Here is a 14,861-nt window from a genome sequence, read left to right on the forward strand (position 1 = left end):
AATGCCTGATTCATAGTAAATACCAATATCAAAGGGGATCCGGCGCTCCTGTCGATTTGATCAAGAGTCGTGAGATGGCTGTGGTTTGTTGTTGCGGAATCAGACTCTTATCTTTGTTGGTTGGCTGAAGACCAGCGTGATGCATTTGTATTAAATTGAACACTATTTTGTCTTTTTGCTGGTTATGGCGAAGGGCTGCCTTGTTTGTTTGACCTCATTCTTTAGGCAGTTTTAATCTTTGCTTGGTTTCTGGGCCTTTGGTATTGAACAGCAAGAGCGCGAGATGGCTGTAGCTGCCTTGCTAGCGTGGGTTTTGAGGCGTGATTGTTGGAGCGCAGCTCCCTTTGTTCATGCCGCGAAGCATGCCCGCAGCCTGGTGCTTCCTCATCGGGAACATCGAGCTCAGCTATGCCTTCTTTAGTGTTGGGGTGTGCAAAGCGATGGGTTGATGGAGACGGTGCTGGATAGCAACTCATTTTTTTCGCCGTCTCTTGATCGGGACGCCATCCACGGCCGCATTCTGGAGCTGGAGAAAGGCAAGGTTGGCCTCTACAGCGTGGGGCTCTATCCCGCCTCCCTGGCCTACAACTGCGCCATGCAGAAAAACAGTGAGGGGCATCTATTGCTGGCCCCTCGCCCAGGTCGTGACTTGCTTGGCGCGTTTCCCGACGATGTGATTCAAGGCATGGACGAAGTCCATGTGGCAACGATTGAGGCGATGGCCACCCACGAGCTTGCTGGCAAGCGTGTGACCAACTCGTTAGCCGACCTTCTGATGCGCTGTGAGTTGGTGATCCTTGGTGCGAACAGCAACCACGTCGAGGAAGATCTGAGAGAGGCTTGCCGGCTGCGCTCGGAGCTCAACAGGGAACAGGTGGTGATTGCTTGTCTTGCTGGCTCGTTTGGTCATGATCAAATTGCCAATGAGTCTTATGTGCTCTGCGAAAAAGAGCCCAACTTGGCTTTTTTCTCAGGCTTTCATCGGCATGGAGCCTTACGAAATCCCCTGGATAGTTTCACGGCCAATTTCTGTCATCCCAATGCGTTAACGGCTCTTTTGGGCGCACGTTTACTTGATTGTCTTTCGCCGAATATTCAGGTTTCTCCGGGGGTTCACAACGTGGAGGGCCAGTACATCAAGGCAGCTAAAAACATGGCATCCGTGTTTGCAGGCTTTGGTTACTCGTTTCACAAACAGAATCCAGGCGTTTTGCCGACGTTGCTCACGCTTCTTTTGGATCAATGCCTGGATCAGGCCGCCACGGTGTCGATGGCACGCCGCGATCGTCAACGGCTTTACAACCGCCAGCCATTTTCACTCACTGAACTCGGTTATGGCGTGCCGAGAATTGAAGCGGCCCTGGTGCGTGAAGGGGACATGGAGAAGGTTCGTGACCATACCTTTGCGCAACTCACGGCGATGGTGGCTGATGTTCGCGGCAGCATGATGATGCCCGTTTCAGGGAAGCCAACGCGGAATTTTCAGGTTGGGCAGGTGCTTTCTGATCACATGCGCCTTGAGCAGCGTTGTCCTGAAAGCATGGAGGAGTTGGAAGGTTGGTGTGAAGCTGCCGGCTTACGCAAGGGCGGCCTAGAGGGGTTGAAGGCTTTGCGTTATTGGCCACAAATTGCGCGCAAATATTCCATTCCTGTTCACGACGCATCCATGATCAATTTGCTCTATATGGCTATTTATGGGCGACAAGCGACCAAAGATGTTGCTTTTTCAGTCATGACTGATAGCCGGCAATTATCTACCTATTGTCAGGAATCTGTTCGACCATCCCATAGCCGCCGTTATGCCGAGGCTTTGCAGAATCTGGACCTGCCTGAGGCGATGGATCTGATCGTTAATGCGGTGATTGCAGATAATGCAAGGCGCCTGATTCGTGGCGATTCAGGGTTCGAGGATATGGAAGTTGATGATGATCCTCCGGCCTATCTTCGAGCGATGAATGTGATTGAAAATGCGCTTTAATCAATCATGATGACGTTGTCGGCCACGGATTTGTAGGGATCAGGATCACAGCTCAAAACAATCACCTGGAGGCCCCTTGAAACGGCTTCTTGCAACATCTTCAAAACGCCCTGCAAGCGCTGAGCATCCGTGTTGGTGAAGCCGTCGTCGAAGAGCAGGGGAAGACAGCCCCCATGCCGCTCTTTAAGGGTGTCAGCAATCGCGATGCGTAGGGCTGCATTCAATTGTTCTTTCATCCCGCCGCTTAATTGCTGAAAGGCAAAGAGCGTTCCCTCCCGTTGTAGGCCTAGTTGTTGCAAGCCCTCTTGTGGGTCATACCCAAGCGAACAGCCGTCTTTTGGGTTGCCCAGCAGGGGTTGAAGGACCTGATTGATGTTCTGTTTAAGCGGATTGGAATAGCGCTGAGAGAGATCACTGCGCGCTTGTTGAAAGCGTTGAAGTAGATGGCTACGGGCGCGGACCAAGAGGGCTTCCTGCTGTTCAGCTTGCATGGCTAAGTCGAGCTTTGCTGCGGCTTCTGCCACTGCGGAGTGGAGATCACTCTGTCCAAGAGAGTCGCATCGTTCCAGGAGTGCACCACGCTGGCTCCCCAGCTCATGACGTTGCTCTGTGAGCTGATGCTCTAGGCGATCAAGCGTTTCTAATTCCGCTTTTGGATCGCAGATCTCTTGCCCTGGGATGGGTCGTTGAAGGTCCTGAATATGAGCTTTCAATGCCTGTTGTTGATTGATCAATGTTTGGATCAATTCTGCGAGTTGTTCCTGCGATCCCACCTCTTGTTCAAGTGTTTGATGTTGCTTTAAACGTTGCTCCTGCTCTGCTTTGAGTCGTTCTTGCTGGAGACGCTTTTGTTGCCAATGTTTCTGTTTGGCATTGTGCTGAACTTCCAGTTGCCGCATCTGTTGTTGATGCGTGTTGCTTTCGTCTTTCAACTCTCGGTAGTGAATCCGGCATGTCTCTAGGTCTTTTTCATCATCTGAACTGGGTTTCAGGTCGTTGGCTGGAAGACCTTGATTGAGGGCATCCAACTGGAGACGTAACTCCTCGAGGTTGGGGACGTTCTGTCCTGGAGGAGGAGCCAGTTGTGTTAATTGGGCTTTTAAGAGTGCTTGCTGTTGGAGAAGGAGGTTGCGTTGTTCGTTGCGTTGTTGAGCCTCCTCAAAGGAGCTTGCGTTCCAACGCTTTAAGCCAGCTTGCAAGGCACTTTGGAGGGTCTTTTGTCTGTTTTCGAGTGAGGCGAGTCCTGTTCCTTCGCCTGGGCTGATCTTTAGACGGACGTGTTCTCCAACGCCAATGCGGAAGACCCCTGCTTGTTCACATGATTCACCTTCCTTCAGATCTGATCCCTCAATGGAAATGGTCTGATCTGTCGATTCCACCAACACTTTGGAGGCCATGCTCTCGATGCGAATCGCGATGGCCCGAAGCTCCTCTTGGGTTTTGTTCAGTTGCTGCAGGTCTTGGGCGGTCCCGGCGTCGATCTTGTTGAACGCCGCGTTGAGTTGCTGTTGCTGTTCGGTTAAGCGTTGGCGTTCCTGATCCTGGAGATGGAGACTCTCAAGGCGCCGTTGCAGGTCATCGCGGTCCTTTCGTTGTCTCAGCAAGAGCCCCTGTTCCTCAAGGGTTTGTTTTTTTTGTTCGAGTTCTGCGGTCCGTTTCTGTGCCGCTTTGATTTGGTTGCTGGTCGCGTTGCAGGTCGTCTCTAAATCTTTGAGATCACGCTCCAAGCTGGCCAGGCTGCGCTCACAGGCAGTGCTGTCAGCCGAAAGCTGGCGCAAGCTGGCGCAGCTTTTTTCGAGTTGCTGCTGCTGCAGGGTGAGCGGCTTCAATTGTTGAAGCGCTTCCTGCCACTGAAGCAATCGTTGGCGCTGTCGTCGGAGTTCAGGCAATTGCTCGCGTTCCAGGGCGCGCAGCTTGGTTTCAACCCGATCGAGCTCCTCACAGGACAGCTCAAACCCCTGCAGTTGTTCCAGGCTTGAAGCGTGATGCTCCTTGGCGGCTTTAAGAGCTTCTTGACGCTTCCACAGTTCGCTTTGCTGACGAACGCCTCGGCTGCTCAAGCTTTCGGAGACCAGGCGTTCGAGTTGGGTGTGAACGCGTTGATCTAAAGGTGACTGCAGTGATTGCTCGGCTTGTTGTTCCAAGCATTCGATCAAGCTGTTGAGGTCGTAGTGCTCATGGCCGAGGCTCAGCAAGTCGCGACCCGATTCCCCCTGCTTGACCCAAAGATGGGCCCAGCGGCTGGGCAATGTTTTGTTCACCTGCCTGCTGTTGAGGATCTCGTCAACGCCGAGCAAGTGGGCTAGCTGATCCTCAGCGGCTGATCCAATCAGAGCCGCCTGCCCTTTGGCTGCCAATTGGGTGGTGCCACTGGGTCCGCTGAAGCGTTTGAGCAGGGTCCAGTGTTGTTGGCTGGCTTCAAATTCCAGCTTGATTTGGGGGTGGCCTGCATGGAGCTGGGAACGCAGATCCTGCGCTGCCGTCCCACTGGCGGCCGCACGCACAAACAGGGTTCGATGCAGTGCCTCCACCAGGGAACTTTTGCCGCTTTCATTGGCTCCGCCAATGACCGTTAAACCTGGGGAAAAATCAAGAACCAGTTCTTGATGGCGGCGAACGCTGGTGAACTCACTGCGAATCAGCCGCATGAAGCCTCCTGATCCTCTGCTTCTTCCAGCACAATCCTCTGCAATTCGAGCAGCGCTTGTTCGAGCATGGCCCGATCTGTTGCGTTGTGCTCAGCGCCTGGGGCGGTACCGCTGTTGTTATCCAATTCAACTGCAAGCTCTGTCGTGATGCCCCTGATCAAGGGCGCATCGTCGCGTTGCAGAAATCTTTGAAATTCTCCTGGTTCCGGCCTGCGCTTGGGCATCCCGCGAATTCTGAGGTGGAGAAGTTGTTGATCTAAATCTTGCAAATGCTGTTGCAACTGTTGGTGCTCTTGAAAAGAAAGTTGGCCGCTGAGCTCAATCCTCAAGAGATCTTTCCCAACCTTGCGCCCCACAGAGGACGCGATTGTTTTTTTAAGGCCTTGAAGATCAGCCCCACTGTTCAGTTTGGCGTCGATCCTGTGCCATGACATGGCCCCTGTTGCCATCGGAGTGACCTCTGGGGTCCGTTGTCGGTGCACGTCCACCAGAAGGGCTTGCGAGCGTTGGTCCTGAGAACTTGTGGGGAAACGATCGGGTTCAGGGGTGCCGGAATACCAAGCGCGTGGGTTCAGTTGGGTCAGGGCATGCCAGTCCCCGAGAGCGATGTAGTCCACCTCCACTTCAGGCCATCGATCGAGATGCAATTGGTTGACCTGTCCCTCTGCACCAAAGCCCTGAACGGAGCCATGGGCGAGTACGACCCTGGGCTGATCGTGGGGTAACGCACTCCAGTTCAGGGATTCCAGCCAATCTGCGGGGCTGCGACTGTCTCGTTGGCGCAGCAACGGGCAAGGAAGTAGCACCATGCCTGCCATGACTTGAGGCTCTTTTTGCAGGAGAAGCTGCAAGTTCGGGCAACGCTCTCGCATTTGACGTTGCACGTCTCGGCGCTGCCAGATTCCACCAGCACCTCCATGGTCATGGTTTCCAGGAATGACCAGCACAGGACAGCTGATCGAAGCGATGGCTTCCATCACCTCCATCACAATGCCTGGCGCCACCGTGCTCGAGTCGAATAAGTCACCGGCTACCAGGACGGCATCAAGGTTGTGTTCGCTTGCTGTTGCAGCGATACGGGATACGGCATTGATCCGTTCTTGCTGAAGTCGGGCTCGTTTTTGAGGATCCTCAATCCAGTGATACGGCTTGCCGATTTGCCAGTCAGCCGTGTGAAGAAAACGTGGCACCGTTGCTGAGTGGGTGTTCTGACCCCATGCTGCCGCTTCCCGGCTCTTTTTCCGCACACTCAGCGCTGGCGGATCAGCAGATACACGGCATTGTTTCGTCCTGAGTCTCATGCGATTCGTCATGGCCGATGCCACCACCAGGCTTTACCCATCGCTTGACGCGATTGCAGGACTGTTTCATCCGCCCGAGCAAATCACCTCGATTGACACGCTTGGCTCTGGAAACGTGAACGACACGTTTTTGGTGTCCTTGGCAGCGGATGCGGATTGTCGGGCTTTTGTCATGCAGCGTCTGAACACAAGCGTGTTCGAAAAGCCCGAGCTGGTCATGCGCAATTTGCTTGCACTGGGCACGCATGTGCAACAACGTTTGGCGACCGATCCCCCTGAATTGGCTGGACGGCGTTGGGAGATTCCAAAGGTTCTCCCTACACGCCATCGCAAAGGCCATTGGGTTGAGCACAACGGTGAGTTTTGGCGCTCGATTTCCTACATCGGAGCGGCCACCACGAGTGATGTGATCCGCGATGCTGACCATGCCCGAGAGGTGGGGTATGGATTGGGAATGTTCCATCACCTGATCAGTGATTTGCCCACTGGCGACTTGGCAGACACCCTGGAAGGCTTCCATATCACTCCCAGCTATCTCAACCATTTCGACACTGTTTGCCGAGATCAAACCCAGTGGATTGAGAAGCAGTTATCTCTCGATCCGCGCCTGAAAAATGCGCTTGATTTCGTGGAACGTCGTCGCGACTGCGTGGATGTGTTGGAAGCGGCCTGTGCACGCGGTGAGCTGCAACGACGCCCGATTCATGGAGATCCCAAGATCAACAATGTGATGCTCGATGAGCGCAGTGGTCGCGCGGTGGGATTAATCGATCTGGATACGGTCAAGCCCGGATTGGTGCACTACGACATCGGCGATTGTTTGCGTTCTTGCTGTAACCCTCTCGGCGAAGAGACCTTGCAGGTTGAGATGGTGAGGTTCGATCTCAATCTCTGTCGGGCGATTCTTGAGGGCTACCTCACGATGAGCCGTTCTTTTCTTTCTGAACAGGATTTTCGCTATCTACCAGACTGCATTCGTTTGATTCCGTTTGAGCTTGGGTTGCGCTTTTTAACCGACTATCTGGATGGCGATCGTTACTTTCGTACAGAACGACCGTCTCACAATTTGGATCGAGCCTTGGTGCAATTCGCGCTGACCCAATCGATCGAAGTCCAGGGGGATGACCTTCAGCTCATGATTCGCGAACTTTCAGGAGCGTGCTGAAATGTCGCGCCATCCCGTGATGGTCCGGCAGGTTTGCCCGCTCCTTCCGCAAGAACCCCAAGAATCACCCAATCTTTTGCTCAGTGCTGAGTTTGTTTGGCGTGAAGGAGGCGTTCTTGAACTCAGCTACAACCTTCGTCCTTCCCAGCGTGATGGCGATTTGCTCGCGCTTGCGTTGCCTTGCTCAGAGCCAACATCAGGTCCAGTCACAGGTCCATTGCAGGGGGATCGCCGCGATGAACTTTGGAAGCACAGTTGCTTTGAGGCGTTCATCGGGTTGCCCGACTCTCAGCAGTATTGGGAATTAAACGTATCGCCTTTGGGTCACTGGAATCTGTACAGCTTTGAGCGCTATCGACAGAGTGGCTCTGGGTTGGTTGAGGCCTTGCCACCAGCCGTGACCGTGCGACAAACGCGACGGGACTTTCGTTGTGATGTGGTCTTGGATTTACGTCCTTGGTGGCCGATTGAGGGCATGCCCGAACTTGGCCTGACGATGGTTCTCGAGGAAATCAATGGCCGACTCAGCTATTGGGCTCTCTCCCATCCAGGGGAGGCTGCAGACTTTCATGACCGTCGCAGCTTTTTGACCTGTTGATGGATCGTCGAAGCTTTTGATGATGACTTCAGTCCGCCGCCTCCTGATCTCTCTTTCCCTCTTGGCGATTCCCCTGGCCTGGGGCTGTGGTTCCCCTGCCCTCCAGGACCCCAAAAATCAAGAGCAGGGAGTCTCGGAACAGGTTGAACCAACGGAGCTCGCTCTTCCAGCTCTCCCTACAAGCCCAGATCTTCCCCGCGCTCCTTCTGGAGCGCACTATCCGCTGTTTCCGGCGAACCCTGATCAGCTCGCTCAATTGTTGTCAGAGATTGAGCTGTCCATACGCAATCCCGACGTCTCCTCAGAGGCCATTCCCCCTCTGGCTCATCAGCAACAGGTGCTTTATCGGGTGTTGTCGCATCGCCCTGCTCTCGCCAATCAGGTGAGATCCAAGCTCGATGAGCGCTGGCGCTGGGTGTTTGATCGGCACATCGCAGCTCGGCGCTCGTTTCTTGCCATGCATCGTGGCCCTGCTTCCTCCACGCTTCCGGCCTGGCGGATTCAGACTCCGGCTCCTCCAGATCAATTGCTCAAGGCTTACCGCAGTGCTTCAGCGTCCACAGGGATCGAATGGGAGATTCTAGCTGCTGTGAATTTGGTCGAAACGGGGATGGGTCGCATTGATGGCATTTCCGTCGCCAATGCTCAAGGTCCCATGCAATTTCTACCGACAACCTGGACGGAACCTGGAATTGGCCGGGGTGGTGACATTCGCGATCCATGGGATGCCATCCATGCGGCGGCACGCTATTTGGTGCGCCGTGGTGGCCTTCAGGACATCCGAAAAGGGCTCTGGGGCTACAACAACAGCGATCATTACGGCAGGGCTGTGGTCCATTACGCCGACCTGTTGAAACGGGATCTTCTCGCCTATCGAGGTTTGTATCACTGGCAAATTCACTACGCCTCCTCGGCGGGTGATCTCTGGCTTCATGAGGGGTACAACCAGCAACAGCCCACAAACGTCTTGGAGTATTTGCGTCAAAACCCGCACAGTCGTCCTGCAGGTTGAGGCTTAGAAACTGGCGTGATCGCCTTTGACCTCTACGATTCCGATCAGATGAAGGCTGAGCTCTTTGGCGAAGGAACTGACGCATCGAGCCGATGAGCTCAAGACCCTTGGTTGGTCCACGGACGAAGTGGCCCGATACGCCGAGCTATGGGACTATCGCCAGCGTTGGGGAGCAATGAACCTCGAACGTGAGGATCGTTTGTTCCTGCGTAAGGCTGAAGCCGCACTCCCAGCGATTGTTTCGGGCAAGGCTGCAGCGAAAAAGGCGATCAACGAAAAGTCCTATTACCGCTGGCTCTGTTTCCATCTAGAGGCGATGGATACGGCTGAAGCCGGGTATGCCTTACCCGAAGGATCCCGTGGTGCTTGGCCGATCTTGCTGGAGGAGGAGAGACGTTTGCTCGATTACTACCAGCCAGTTCTTGGGCTTCCCGACACGATTAAGGCCAAAGCATTTGATGCGGTCCGGGAAGAACTCGCAGCCCAGGCTGGCCCTCTCGCTGCTGCAGATGGTCAGACCAAGAATTACGACTTCATGGCTGCCTTAAAAGAACTCAAGGCGCAAGAGAACAGCAAGTGGCGTCATTTGCGCGAGCAGGAGGGTGACCAGCCCTATCCAGTGCTCAGTGCTGAAGCAGCAAGCTCCTTTCGATCAGAAGTGCGCAGTCGCTTTGGCCCTCTGATGCGTGACACGCTTCCATCCCTTGCTGAGACTGAAAAACCGGCACCTGACGACAATTGGAACCCTGCAATGGAAGTTGCGAGCTAGAACGGAGTTATCCGTATTTCGGCCTTGACATCACAACGTTTCGAGACCCTTCAGTTGCATGCTGGTCAGGTCCCTGACCCCACGACAAACTCTCGGGCGGTCCCGATCTACCAGACCAGCTCCTACGTGTTCAACAACGCTGAACACGGCGCCAACTTGTTTGGGTTGAAGGAATTCGGGAACATCTACACCCGGTTGATGAACCCCACGACGGATGTCTTTGAAAAGCGCGTTGCTGCTTTGGAAGGTGGGGTGGCGGCTGTCGCCACCGCTTCGGGGCAGTCAGCTCAGTTTTTGGCGATCACCAACTGCATGCAGGCAGGAGACAACTTTGTTTCCACATCCTTTCTGTACGGCGGCACCTACAACCAATTCAAGGTGCAATTTCCGCGCCTAGGAATCCAGGTCAAGTTTGCTGATGGTGACGATGTCGCCAGCTTTGCGGCGCAGATTGATGACAACACCAAGGCGATCTATGTGGAAGCGATGGGCAACCCCCGCTTCAACATTCCCGACTTCGCTGGCCTCTCTGCACTCGCGAAGGAACGGGGCATCCCTCTGATTGTCGACAACACCCTCGGAGCGGCGGGAGCCTTGATTCGACCGATTGAGCATGGCGCCGATGTGGTGGTGGAGAGTGCGACGAAATGGATTGGTGGACACGGCACCAGCCTTGGTGGAGTGATTGTGGATGCCGGCACCTTCAACTGGGGAAATGGCAAGTTCCCGTTGATGAGTCAGCCGAGTGCCGCGTATCACGGCCTTGTGCACTGGGATGCCTTTGGTTTCGGGAGTGACATCTGCAAAATGCTGGGGTTACCCGATGAACGCAACATCGCCTTTGCGCTCAGAGCAAGGGTGGAGTGTCTCCGCGATTGGGGACCGGCCATCAGTCCTTTTAACAGCTTTTTGTTGCTGCAAGGCCTTGAAACCCTGAGCTTGCGCGTGGAGAGACATGCGCAAAATGCGATGGCGCTGGCCACTTGGTTGCAGGAGCATTCCAGTGTTGCTCATGTGAGCTATCCCGGATTGCCCAGCGACCCTTATCACGCAAGTGCTAAGCGCTATCTCACCGACCGTGGGATGGGCTGCATGCTGATGTTCTCCCTGAAGGGTGGCTACGACGATGCGGTGCGTTTCATCGACAGTCTCAAGTTGGCCAGCCATCTCGCCAATGTGGGCGACTCCAAGACGCTGGTGATTCACCCAGCCTCCACGACCCATCAGCAGCTCAGTGCTGATGAACAAGCTTCAGCTGGTGTGACTCCCACCATGGTGCGCGTGTCTGTCGGTTTGGAACATATCGATGACATCAAGGCTGATTTTGAGCAGGCGCTGGCGAGCTGAGTAGGGAGAGGTGGTCGATCACTTGGAGCCCAAGGCCCAGGTGGTCGATATTCTGTGCAGTCATGGAGATGGGCTGTGGCTACCTTGAAAAGACCACACCATGCATAGAAAGGCCGCTCGTCATTGAATACATGATGGATCAAACTCAGTCAGTGGAAGGGATCTGAGCTGATGGCACTCATACTTCCTAGGAACTATCACAAGATCACCGCTGTTGAACGGAACCGGATCTCTTGGATTGAACCTGAACAAGCCGAGCGTCAGGACATCCGGCCCCTGCGCATTGGCATTCTCAACATCATGCCCCTAGGGAAGCAGTACGAATTCAACCTCTTGCATCCTCTGGGTCTTTCGGTTCTTCAGATTGAACCGATTTGGATTCGTCTTCAATCGCATGCGTACCGAAGTTGGGACCAGGCCCATCTCAACCAGCACTACGTGAGTTGGGAGGAGGCTCAGTCCCAGCGTCCATTGGATGGATTAATCATTACCGGTGCTCCAGTGGAACACCTGGCATTTGAGGACGTCACCTATTGGCCAGAATTGGTTGAGCTGATTAAGGAAGCTCGTCACTCTTGTGCCAGCACTCTGGGCCTCTGTTGGGCTGGATTTGCTCTGGCCTATCTCGCTGGAGTGAACAAGGTGACGTTTGATCGGAAACTATTTGGGGTGTTTCCGATGCGCAGTCTTGTGCCTGGTCATCCGCTTATGGGAACGCAGGATGATCAATTTCTCTGTCCCCAAAGCCGTCATGCGGGTTTGCCGGATGCGGCGATGGAATCGGCGCAACGCCAGGGGCGACTGAGGCTTTTAGCCCATGGAGAGAAGGTGGGGTACACCATTTTTGAGACGCCGGATCAGCGTCAGCTCATGCATCTTGGCCATCCTGAATACAACGTTGGGAGGTTGCAAGGGGAAATGGAGCGCGATCGCGCCCGTGGTGATGTTCCACCACCTGAAAACTTTGATGCGGATCACCCGAGAACGCTCTGGCGTTCCCATCGCAATTTGCTCTTCCAGCAGTGGTTGTGGTTCTGCTACCACCGTGTGAGTCTTCAGTCCTAACCAGAACGGCTCGGCTCCCCCTTTAGCAGGAGAGGGAGTGCCCGCTAGGAGGACAGGGCTCCCTTTTTTGCGGCTGTTTTGATTGGAGCTGGGGTTTCGGTCGGCCGCTGAGCAGCATCGCGATTGAGCTCCCGCTCCAAGGCGGCAATCCGTCTTTCTCTGAGGCAGTGCCGACAGCCCCCTGTGGTTTGCAGATGTTTCTCAGGCGTGATGTTGATCAGTTGCACCGGATGGTCGTTGCAACGAATTTTGACCGGACTCTTGTAGCTGCGGTATTTGATCTCTGAATAATCAAAGTGTTCACCGAAGCGCTCATGCGCCCGTTTGAGAAACTCCGATTCCGTGATACGAGCTGCCATGGAAAGAATGTATGGGTAGTTCGCTCGAAGTTTTCGTCTCTGTTATGGCTCGTTACTGGTTTGTTGTTGGCAAGACCCTCGATCGATGAGCTGGAACCATCGTGTTGGCTGGCTTGAACCGCAGGCTTCGGCTTACTGGTTTGGACTGTGTCAGGAACAGATCGTCTGGGAGCAGCCCCAAGTTCGGGTTTACGGCAAGGTCCACCCTGTGCCGCGATTGGCGGCTTTCCTTGCGGACGCTTCAGTGTCGTATCGCTATAGCGGTGTGACGCATCGAGGCCAGGGATGGCCCGACTGGTTTACGCCTTTGCTTGAGAAGGTGAATGAGAGTTGCTCGGCTCCATTCAATGGATGCCTGTTCAATCTCTATCGGGATGGAGACGACCGCATGGGTTGGCATGCTGATGATGAACCGGAGATTGATGCCAACTATCCAATCGCCTCCCTTTCGTTTGGTGCCACCAGGGCTTTTCAGTTTCGGCATCGCCAGAGCCAGTGCCGAGAGGAACTAGCGCTTGCAGATGGGGATCTGCTGGTGATGGAGCCTGAGTGTCAACGCTTGTGGATGCATGGCCTTCCGGTCCGCAGGAGGGTCCGCACGGCACGGTTGAACCTCACGTTCCGAGTCTTTCTGCCATCGTCTTCAGCAGCCAAGCCCAAATCGGAATCGTGATCATGGCGATCAGGGTGCTGCGCCAAATGAGCTGTGCTGCTGCCGTGCTGTCTGCCTGTTCGGTTTCTGCGATCAGAAGCACGGAAATGGCCGTGGGGGCTGCAGCCTGCAAGACAAGAGCCTGACGTGCGATAGAGCTGATGGGAAGGATCAAGCTGAGTCCAAACAGAAAGGCAGGAAAGAGCAAAAGCTTGCAGACCAGCGCAGCATTCAACAGGTTGGCTTGAGGGCGCAGTCTTTGCTCAGGGTGTCTCTGCCCAAGATGCGTTGCTGCTGACCTCTCCTCTGCAAGGCCTGCGAGTCGCATGCCCACAACGATCAAGGCCAGCACGATGACCACCCTTGAAGGCATCCAGAGTGCGGTCGTAATCGTTGCTTGCCATGGCGTTGCCATCACAAGCAAGGCTCCCAGGAGTCCTCGTGATGCTGGACTCGAACTGAGGTGGTTGACTAACTCACGCCAACGGGAAGGATGAGCCTCCGGCCGAGCTCCTGCGAGCCAGATGGGTCCGAGTCCCCAACAAAGCAGGGTTGCGCCCAAGTCGTAGCCGATGCTGATCGATAGGGCCTCCGGGGGGAGTAAGGCCAGGGCGACCGGAATCCCGAAATAAGCCGTGTTGCCGACGCAACTTCCCAGTTGAAGCGTGGGTGATAGTTGCTGATTGCCGCCTTCACGCCAACTGTTCAGCATCAGCAGCATGACCATGATGGCGGCCGCGGCGATGGCGGCCGTGCTCACCAGGGAGCTATGCAATCCACCCTTCAAGAGCAAGCCCATCAGGCTGATGGGAACGCCGTAGCGCACGAGTGGCGTCGCTAGCGGTTTGATCCACCCCGGTTTGAAGCGTCCAAGCAGATATCCACTCAGAAGGCCTGGAATGAGTTCAACCAGGAGGCGATCAATCGCGGTGACTGCCAGATCTCGGTAAAGACTAGGAACATTCGCGATGATGTGCCAAAGTCTCAGCTGTCCCACGACCGGTGCTCAGTGGCTGTTTCGGCTCCTTTCTGTTCCATCCCCCAGAGAGTTGTTCGGCTCAGTGAGGCCTTGCAAGCTCAACGTGAGCGCTTGCAGGAGCGTTTGGCTGAGCAAATCAACAGCCTCCCCGTTGGCAATGAAAGCTGGCTGCAGACCGAAAGGGAGCTTGTGGCAGCTGAGCGGGCTCTGCACCAGTTGGATGGCCGTTGTCAGTTGGTCATTTGATTGAGAAAGCGCCTGCTGCGCTCTTCTTTGGCATGACTAAAAAATGTCTTGGCGTCGGAAAGTTCAACCACTTTTCCCGCGTCCATAAACAGCACCCGGTCAGCGACCTCACGGGCAAATCCCAGCTCATGGGTGACGACCACCATGGTCATTCCTGCTGAGGCCAGCGTGCGCATGGCATCGAGAACTTCTTTGACGCGTTCTGGATCGAGAGCACTGGTTGGTTCGTCAAACAGCATCACCTCTGGATCCATCGCCAAAGCTCTGGCGATGGCGACCCGTTGTTGCTGCCCGCCACTGAGCTGGGCGGGGCGTTTCATGGCCTGATCAGCAATCCCCATTTGGCTCAACAGCGCCATGGCCCTCAGTTCCGCTTCTTTTTTATTTGTCTTTTTGACACGGATTGGAGCCAAGGTGATGTTGTCGAGGATCGAGAGATGGGGAAACAAATTGAACTGTTGAAACACCATTCCAACCCGTCGCCGGATTCGTTTGATCTGTCGTTCGTCATGGTTGGAATCCAGCTGAATGCCTACGATTTCCAGTTGACCTTCATCAATGCTTTCCAACCCATTGAACGTGCGGATCAAGGTGCTTTTTCCTGAACCAGAGGGCCCCATGACCACCAGAACTTCGCCAAGGCTGACGCTGAGATTGACCTCATCAAGGGCTCGATGATCGTCGGAATAGGACTTGCTGACGGACTGCGCTTGGATGGCAATAGACATGGTGTTTTGGAAGT

14 protein-coding genes are annotated in these 14,861 nt (G+C 54.8%); 9 read left to right on the forward strand and 5 right to left on the reverse strand.

Annotated elements, in window-relative coordinates:
- Positions 1 to 448 precede the first annotated feature (448 nt).
- Entirely contained in the window at positions 449 to 1,978 is a 1,530-nt protein-coding gene (locus DXY38_RS11675) for a hypothetical protein (protein WP_115072044.1), read from the forward strand.
- Here the strand turns inward: DXY38_RS11675 and DXY38_RS11680 are convergent.
- Positions 1,975 to 4,626: an AAA family ATPase gene (locus DXY38_RS11680; RefSeq protein ID WP_115071786.1), complete on the reverse strand. Its 2,652-nt coding sequence runs from the start codon at positions 4,624 to 4,626 to the stop codon at positions 1,975 to 1,977. The two genes, DXY38_RS11675 and DXY38_RS11680, sit on opposite strands and share 4 nt — an antisense overlap.
- On the reverse strand, positions 4,617 to 5,816 hold the full coding sequence (locus tag DXY38_RS11685; RefSeq protein ID WP_115072043.1) for a DNA repair exonuclease: 1,200 nt from the start codon (positions 5,814 to 5,816) through the stop codon (positions 4,617 to 4,619). Before DXY38_RS11685 ends, DXY38_RS11680 begins: the two co-directional genes overlap by 10 nt.
- Before the next feature lie 109 nt (positions 5,817 to 5,925).
- Between DXY38_RS11685 and DXY38_RS11690 the strand changes: the two genes are divergently transcribed.
- The 6 genes from DXY38_RS11690 (at position 5,926) to DXY38_RS11715 (ending at position 11,883) form a co-directional block, all read left to right on the forward strand.
- A complete protein-coding gene (locus tag DXY38_RS11690; RefSeq protein WP_244279118.1) occupies positions 5,926 to 7,092 on the forward strand; it encodes a phosphotransferase enzyme family protein in 1,167 nt (388 codons plus the stop codon).
- 1 nt (position 7,093) lies between these two features.
- Positions 7,094 to 7,690, forward strand: a complete 597-nt coding sequence (locus DXY38_RS11695) for a DOMON-like domain-containing protein (protein WP_115071788.1) — start codon at positions 7,094 to 7,096, stop codon at positions 7,688 to 7,690.
- 19 nt (positions 7,691 to 7,709) lie between these two features.
- Positions 7,710 to 8,702, forward strand: a complete 993-nt coding sequence (locus DXY38_RS11700; RefSeq protein ID WP_115071789.1) for a lytic transglycosylase domain-containing protein — start codon at positions 7,710 to 7,712, stop codon at positions 8,700 to 8,702.
- Positions 8,703 to 8,766: 64 nt separating this feature from the next.
- A complete protein-coding gene (locus DXY38_RS11705) occupies positions 8,767 to 9,471 on the forward strand; it encodes a hypothetical protein (RefSeq protein ID WP_115071790.1) in 705 nt (234 codons plus the stop codon).
- A gap of 24 nt (positions 9,472 to 9,495) precedes the next feature.
- The gene (locus tag DXY38_RS11710) at positions 9,496 to 10,818 is read left to right on the forward strand and encodes an O-acetylhomoserine aminocarboxypropyltransferase/cysteine synthase family protein (protein WP_115071791.1); all 1,323 of its coding nucleotides are present in this window, start codon (positions 9,496 to 9,498) and stop codon (positions 10,816 to 10,818) included.
- A 171-nt stretch (positions 10,819 to 10,989) separates the two neighbouring features.
- Positions 10,990 to 11,883 carry a homoserine O-succinyltransferase gene (locus tag DXY38_RS11715; RefSeq protein ID WP_006852399.1) on the forward strand — a complete coding sequence of 298 codons (894 nt, stop codon included), beginning with the start codon at positions 10,990 to 10,992 and terminating at the stop codon, positions 11,881 to 11,883.
- Positions 11,884 to 11,927: 44 nt separating this feature from the next.
- Here the strand turns inward: DXY38_RS11715 and DXY38_RS11720 are convergent, their stop codons facing one another.
- Positions 11,928 to 12,242 carry a hypothetical protein gene (locus DXY38_RS11720; protein ID WP_115071792.1) on the reverse strand — a complete coding sequence of 105 codons (315 nt, stop codon included), beginning with the start codon at positions 12,240 to 12,242 and terminating at the stop codon, positions 11,928 to 11,930.
- Between the two features lie 85 nt (positions 12,243 to 12,327).
- On the opposite strand from DXY38_RS11720, the gene DXY38_RS11725 reads away from it, so the two are divergent.
- A complete protein-coding gene (locus DXY38_RS11725) occupies positions 12,328 to 12,915 on the forward strand; it encodes an alpha-ketoglutarate-dependent dioxygenase AlkB (protein ID WP_115071793.1) in 588 nt (195 codons plus the stop codon).
- Here DXY38_RS11725 and DXY38_RS11730 read toward each other — a convergent pair.
- The gene (locus tag DXY38_RS11730) at positions 12,857 to 13,693 is read right to left on the reverse strand and encodes an AEC family transporter (protein WP_115072045.1); all 837 of its coding nucleotides are present in this window, start codon (positions 13,691 to 13,693) and stop codon (positions 12,857 to 12,859) included. The two genes, DXY38_RS11725 and DXY38_RS11730, sit on opposite strands and share 59 nt — an antisense overlap.
- A 210-nt stretch (positions 13,694 to 13,903) precedes the next feature.
- Here DXY38_RS11730 and DXY38_RS11735 point away from each other — a divergent pair, with 210 nt between their 5' ends.
- Positions 13,904 to 14,119, forward strand: a complete 216-nt coding sequence (locus DXY38_RS11735) for a hypothetical protein (RefSeq protein WP_006852405.1) — start codon at positions 13,904 to 13,906, stop codon at positions 14,117 to 14,119.
- On the opposite strand, the gene DXY38_RS11740 is transcribed toward DXY38_RS11735, so the two are convergent.
- The gene (locus DXY38_RS11740; protein WP_115071794.1) at positions 14,104 to 14,847 is read right to left on the reverse strand and encodes an amino acid ABC transporter ATP-binding protein; all 744 of its coding nucleotides are present in this window, start codon (positions 14,845 to 14,847) and stop codon (positions 14,104 to 14,106) included. The two genes, DXY38_RS11735 and DXY38_RS11740, sit on opposite strands and share 16 nt — an antisense overlap.
- Positions 14,848 to 14,861: the final 14 nt, after the last annotated feature.

Origin of the sequence: Synechococcus sp. UW179B (assembly GCF_900474245.1) — a bacterium.
Taxonomy (GTDB): domain Bacteria; phylum Cyanobacteriota; class Cyanobacteriia; order PCC-6307; family Cyanobiaceae; genus Synechococcus_C.